This window comes from Bartonella sp. CL25QHWL (genome assembly GCF_042195335.1).
Lineage (GTDB): Bacteria > Pseudomonadota > Alphaproteobacteria > Rhizobiales > Rhizobiaceae > Bartonella.
Genome location: NZ_JBHIOE010000032.1, coordinates 1 through 5,739 on the forward strand (window position 1 = coordinate 1; position 5,739 = coordinate 5,739).

The following is a 5,739-nucleotide window of genomic DNA, read 5'->3' on the forward strand; positions in this document are numbered from 1 at the left end:
AGAGAATGGGCGGCATTAAAAGTTAAACGCGCATGGCGAGGCTTGAGATTGATTAGTTCAAAATCCTTTTTTGAGCGAATTATAAAAAAATGCTTTGGCTGTGTTGCACATGAATATCAATAGAATATTATTCGTGCAGAATGTAGCTACCTTACGCTTGTCTGCCCCCATAATACTTTATGCTATGAGGCAATTGGCAACGGAGCCTTACAGAGCAATCTTTAAAGACCGTTTCGAGCTTCTTTGCCGCAGATTGTATTACAAACCCATAATTGAGTGATTTATGGCGAATTATTTTGAGTGCTCTTGTTGTGCTACGGGTTTTCAAAAATGATATGTGACATGGAAGCTGCTTATTTTTTCGTTTGCATGAGGCAAAGGCAAGAAGCAAAGGCGGAGGCACCAACAATCATGCAAAAGGTGAAAGCGATATGATTGTTGAAATGGCTGATGATCCATCCACTTGTCCATGAGCCGGCAGCTTGGCCAATATTTGAAATAACAAGAATATAACTAAAAAGAACACTGGCAGAGAGGGGTGAGGTTGTTTTCCCTGCTTGATAGTATATCTCTGGAATCATGACAGATTCATAGACACTGTAGGCAATTAACGCAGTCACAGCGGTAAAGACCCCACCTATGAGGAAAAATGCAGCGAAACTTCCCATAAAGCAGAGCAGATAAAAAGTTGCTTTATCGGAAAGGGTGAGATGTTTATTGATTACCCCCTGCCAGATACAAATACTGATGCCAACAATTGAAAAGAAAATTCCACTATAAGGGGCGAGATTGCTGTCAAATTTATTGAGAAGTGTTGTGGTGGTGATGAAAATTCCCATGAGGAATGCACAAAGCAAAGCCGTGACCAGTAAATAAGCAATAGAACGATTATGTATTATTGTTTTTAAAGAAGAAAGAAGAGTTTTTTTTGTTTTTTTATTCTTTTCAAGAGATAATGTTTTATGTGGGTAATGATAAACAATTTGAATGGATAGAACACAAAGATACAAACCAATGAGTGCAAAAAAAGCCATTAAGAAGGTTGATGCGTTGTATTTTATGGCACTCGTTGCAACAAGAGGGGCGATAACGACAGCAGCATTTTGAAAAAAAGAATAGAGAGTTAATGCGCGTTTAAGAGCATTTTCATTGAGATGTTCTGATAAAATTTCTCTCAAAAATGGCTTTGAAACTGCTTTCGAAAAAGCCATTAAGGTAAAAAAGATCAACCATGCAGAAGGTGTGAGCGATAGGATAATGCACACAAAAGCGCTACTCCTTAAAATAAAGGCGCTAGCCATTAAGAGTTTACGCGAAAATCTTTCTAATAAACCCGTTGTGGTTACCATGAGAATGCTTTCAAGGATTACTGATCCAGCGAGATAAAAAGCGACATTGGCAGCAGTTATGAGAGAAGAGTTTCCAAGCAAAGGGAGTACAAAGAAAAAGGAAAATTCAGAAAGAAAAACTGTGCTATAGATGAAAAAAGTTATTTTATTTTTGCCCATGGAATTTCCATAGAAGTGTCGTTAAATGATCAAATACATTTTGTTGTATCTCTTGAGGAAGTTTTGTCAGCCCTGTTTCTGCTGTGCACATTTCGTTGAAATAGTATCCTTCTTGATTCACCAGCCAGTCCAATGCAAGAATATTGTTTTTTCTACGATGTTTTTAGAAATATCGAGCATGATTTGGATTGAGCAACAATACTGTGCCCTGATGTTCGCGCAACAACCGTAAGATCATTGAGACCTTGATCCTATATCTTCTCCTGATGATTTTGACTATTCCCAATTCTTTTTGATAACCACCCAATCCTTTTTGATAACCAATTGGCACCCCGCATTCTTGCTTTTCCATTTTATCCTTTATGAAGAGGATGTACTATCCCCCCATAGATTGTCAACATATGAATGGGATGAATGATTTTGTAACCTTTTAATGAAATTATATTTTTTTAGTGGAAGGTTATTCATTCTCTTGAAATAGAGAAGAAAAACGATAGAGTTAGCTAATCATTTTTCAAATCTCTTTTAGCGCATGCGTTGATATTTGCCTCCATGGCGTTGTAAAAAACCTCTCTCAACAAGAGTGCGTCGTAATCGGGCAAAGTCTATCGTAAAGAGGTTGCATATCTTGGAAACTTCCGTTTCGCTATAGATTTTTTCCTTTTGAAAGGCTTCACCAATTTTTGATAGCATCTCTTCTGTTTCTAAATGGCGGTCGCTTAAATTTTCCCTATTTCGCTCATGTTTATTTTCTAGCATTTTCCACACTGTCTCTTCGGCTTGAAATCCTGCTGTTGTGTTGTGAATAAGTCCAAGATTCAAAAGGCGACTGATGGATTTGTGAATGTTTTTGGCATCTGAATCGACATGTTTGAGGATATCAGTAAGATTTTTTGCACCAAGGATAATGGCGGCATAAACAGCGCGCAGTGTCGGTGAGGTCATGGCAGAGATCAGTGAATTGCGGGTATTGCGTTTGTGAAGGGTTTCTTTCCCCATGGGCAAAATATCATTGCGAATGGGAATTTCATTGATTTCTATGAGTTCTGCTTGGAGCGATTGTGCGCGTACAATTTGTTCAGCTGGGGTGCGTTTGCGAATAATCCCCAGACCACTTTGGCGATATTTGTGGTTTTCGGGGAGTGTTAAAGCTTCATAGGAGCCATCAAGCCGGTAGAGAATTTCTTCCCAGATGGGAGTTCTGACGCGTCGAACCCGTTGTTCGCCATTGAGAGCAATTGTTGTTGTCATTGTTGGTTCATGCAGACATAGATAACCACCAGCGGTGATGTGTTCCCAAAGGGTTATAACAAATCGCACATCATCTGCGGGAGTTCCTGCATCAATCCAAGCAAAATCTATTGGCGCCCAAGATTTGAGGGTGCTTTCATCAAGAGAGAAAAAATTCTCATGGATAAATGTTACCATGTTTTTTTCAATACCGTCTTGAAGCAGTTTTTGCCATGCTTCTTCTGCTGATTGACCTTCAACTGTAAAATCATCAATGGTGATAAGCCGAGGTTCGTAATTCTCAAGGATTCCTGAATGGTCAAGCAAAGCTGTGCGCTCTTCCCAGGTGGAAGATTCTAAAAGTTTTTTATCTTGTTGCCATGCTTGTTTTGCTTTTTGCAGTGCTTTAGCAATCAAGCGCGTACTATCACCAGCACCGATTTCAATGACTGTGCGCGGTCTTGCCATTTGAATGAGCGTGTAAATAAGTTCAGCACTATTTTCTGTTCCCATGCCAGGTCTTATCAGCTGCATCTTTTTATCCTTATAATTTTATCAATCGTAGCATTCCTGCTTTTACAAGAAACTTTATTGAATCCTCTAGCGGGTGTTGAATGTGCATTGGTGTGGTGGCTTGCTTCAAGAGATGTTTTGTTTTTTCATGAAGCCGGATTGTACGCCCATTGAGTTGATTAATGGCAAGACTGCCAAGAGAAGAATCTATGATAATACATGTTGGCTCTCGTAAAAGAGCGGTTGCATCATTTTCTGAAAATGCTTTTTGATCTGTTTTGATGAGACCGTGTTGTAAAAGTGATATCAAAAGACTCCCAGAGGCAAGAAGAGTACTATAGAATTGTATTTCTCTCAGTGATTGGACAAGGCAGCCTTCACGAAGTGCTTCAAATGTGGGAAAGTCGAATCCGCCAAATGCCGCTCCTTTTGTAGAAACAATGGTGATGGGTTGTATTTGCCGTTTGCCAATGAGTGCTGGTTTGTTTTTTATTATTTGTACATCTTTTGCCCACTGAATGTGTGATAAAGGATTGAGTTCACGTGGGTAGACAGCGAAAGAATTGATGGCTATGGGTGGTGTTGGTTTTTGCAATTCAAGTGTGTGGGAGCTCTCATGACAATCATGTCGCATATAGTCTGCAAGTTGCCATACATAACCGCCTGTTCCATTGTAAAAGTTTAAGCCTATAGGATCTTGTTGCATGATGTTAAACCGGTTTCTTCTGCTTTGAAATATCAAGTTTTGGCAATGGTTGTTTGCTGGGGTTGTTAGCTCTTCCACACTCAAGAGTGGTTCATCAAAGTCTTATTGGTTGGTGTGGGGTTATAGGGGAGATACAACGATTTCATCGAGGGGTGATTGTCATGCCATTTTTGGGTTTGGTTTTTTTCGAGAGAATAGATGGCAAAGTCTGCTAGGCATTATCCCATTCCTTTTTTTGCATAGTGCGGTTTATGATAAAACCTAATATGCCTGCGATCATTGTGGCGATGCCAATGATAAATAGTGTGCTTTGGGTGTGATGCACTTTTACAAAACCGGCTCCTAGAAAGCCAAGGCACACCGCTGTTTGTATGATAAAGATATAGGCGGGCATTTGGTTGTTTCGGTGTTCTTTTTTAATGGCTTTCATCATAAAACTTGCCATTAGAGCATTTTGTACGCCGTTTGCACCCCCAAGGATAAAAAATGACAGCATCATCAACCATACAATATGTGTTAAGGAAAAGCAGAAAATTGCAAAGCCAATTATTGCAGCGGCAAGTGATGCACCAGCGGCATTACCAAAGCGATGAAAAAGGCTGGAGAAACAGAGTGGACCAACCACGAGGCCAAGACTTAACATGCTTGTGATTACCCCATAGGTTTCTGCACTGAAGTACAGCTCCGTGCGGATGCGGACAATCGATAAGACGTTGAGAGCAGAGGTGAGGATGATGGTAATGATGAGGGGAGAAAGAGCATAGACAACATTTTTTTTACGCAAGAGACCCGTTAAATCTAGCCCTTTTCTGGTTTGCTGTGTTGTGTTTGTTGTTTGCGTATGTATTTTTAAACTTTTAAAACAGAAGAGAGTGATAAAGGTAGCACAAAGAACCATGATGGATAGTGCAAAGAGCCCTTTTTGCCCATTTGATATTCCATACAATACACCCCCTAGCAGTGGTCCGGCAATGTAGCCAAGATTACGAACTGTTTGGATAACGCGGTTTAGTCGATCTAGTTGCTGATCATTGGTTGCAAATTCTGGGACGGAAACGAGGATAGCAGACCAAAAGAGTGAACCAGCACAACCTAGTGCGAAAGAAAGTGCAATGTAAACCCAAAATTGGTTGGCAATTGCGGCAACGGCTATGAAGAGTGCTTCAAACAATAAAACAATGGGTACTGTTCGCGCTGGTTGGAAGCGATGCAAGAGGCGTGGTGCAATTGGTCCGGCACAAATTGCCCCGACAAGCCCTGCAAACAGCAGCATTGAAATAGATGCTGTGCTTTCTGCTAAGTGGAGAGCAAATGTAACTTGTGCTGTTTCATCGGCAAAGCTGCTAAAGCCCAAAACAAGGAAAAGTCCTGTTTTAGCGAAAATCATGGATTTTTTCTTTGTCACAATGCTCCTCCCCAAGAGGTTATAAGGTACAATTTTCTTCTACGTGTTTATGGGATATCCCATGCTTTGTATAGTTTTTCTTGATGATCAGTTGAGAAAGGAAGTTTTCAGAGCTCTTTTCCAAAACAAGCACAATGCCTATTGGCAGCAATGACCAGCTCCTTATGTTTTTTTAAAGGGGAGTATTAAGGATGATGGGCTGGTGAAGTTGTCTGATATGAGAGAGACAATAATACAAAAAGACAATCAGAAGATTTTGCAAAAAAGCTGCACTATACGTGCAGCTTTTTATGTATTTGCTTTAAAGGTAGACGTTTTAAAGCATGAAAGTGTCCTTACGGCTTCTATAACCATAATAGCCAAAAACACTGGAAATA

General features: G+C 40.2%; 5 protein-coding genes. All 5 read right to left on the bottom strand.

Features of this window, described 5'->3' with window-relative positions:
- Positions 1-353: 353 nt before the first annotated feature.
- Positions 354-1,508, bottom strand: coding sequence for an MFS transporter (locus ACFILY_RS08950; RefSeq protein ID WP_375637894.1), 1,155 nt, complete (start codon positions 1,506-1,508; stop codon positions 354-356).
- 163 nt (positions 1,509-1,671) lie between these two features.
- A complete protein-coding gene (locus ACFILY_RS08955) occupies positions 1,672-1,860 on the bottom strand; it encodes a hypothetical protein (RefSeq protein ID WP_375631794.1) in 189 nt (62 codons plus the stop codon).
- A 173-nt stretch (positions 1,861-2,033) separates the two neighbouring features.
- A complete protein-coding gene (locus ACFILY_RS08960) occupies positions 2,034-3,272 on the bottom strand; it encodes a DUF2087 domain-containing protein (protein ID WP_375637895.1) in 1,239 nt (412 codons plus the stop codon).
- Between the two features lie 10 nt (positions 3,273-3,282).
- The gene (locus ACFILY_RS08965; protein WP_375637896.1) at positions 3,283-3,957 is read right to left on the bottom strand and encodes a hypothetical protein; all 675 of its coding nucleotides are present in this window, start codon (positions 3,955-3,957) and stop codon (positions 3,283-3,285) included.
- Positions 3,958-4,168: 211 nt separating this feature from the next.
- Positions 4,169-5,362: an MFS transporter gene (locus ACFILY_RS08970; RefSeq protein ID WP_375637897.1), complete on the bottom strand. Its 1,194-nt coding sequence runs from the start codon at positions 5,360-5,362 to the stop codon at positions 4,169-4,171.
- Positions 5,363-5,739: the final 377 nt, after the last annotated feature.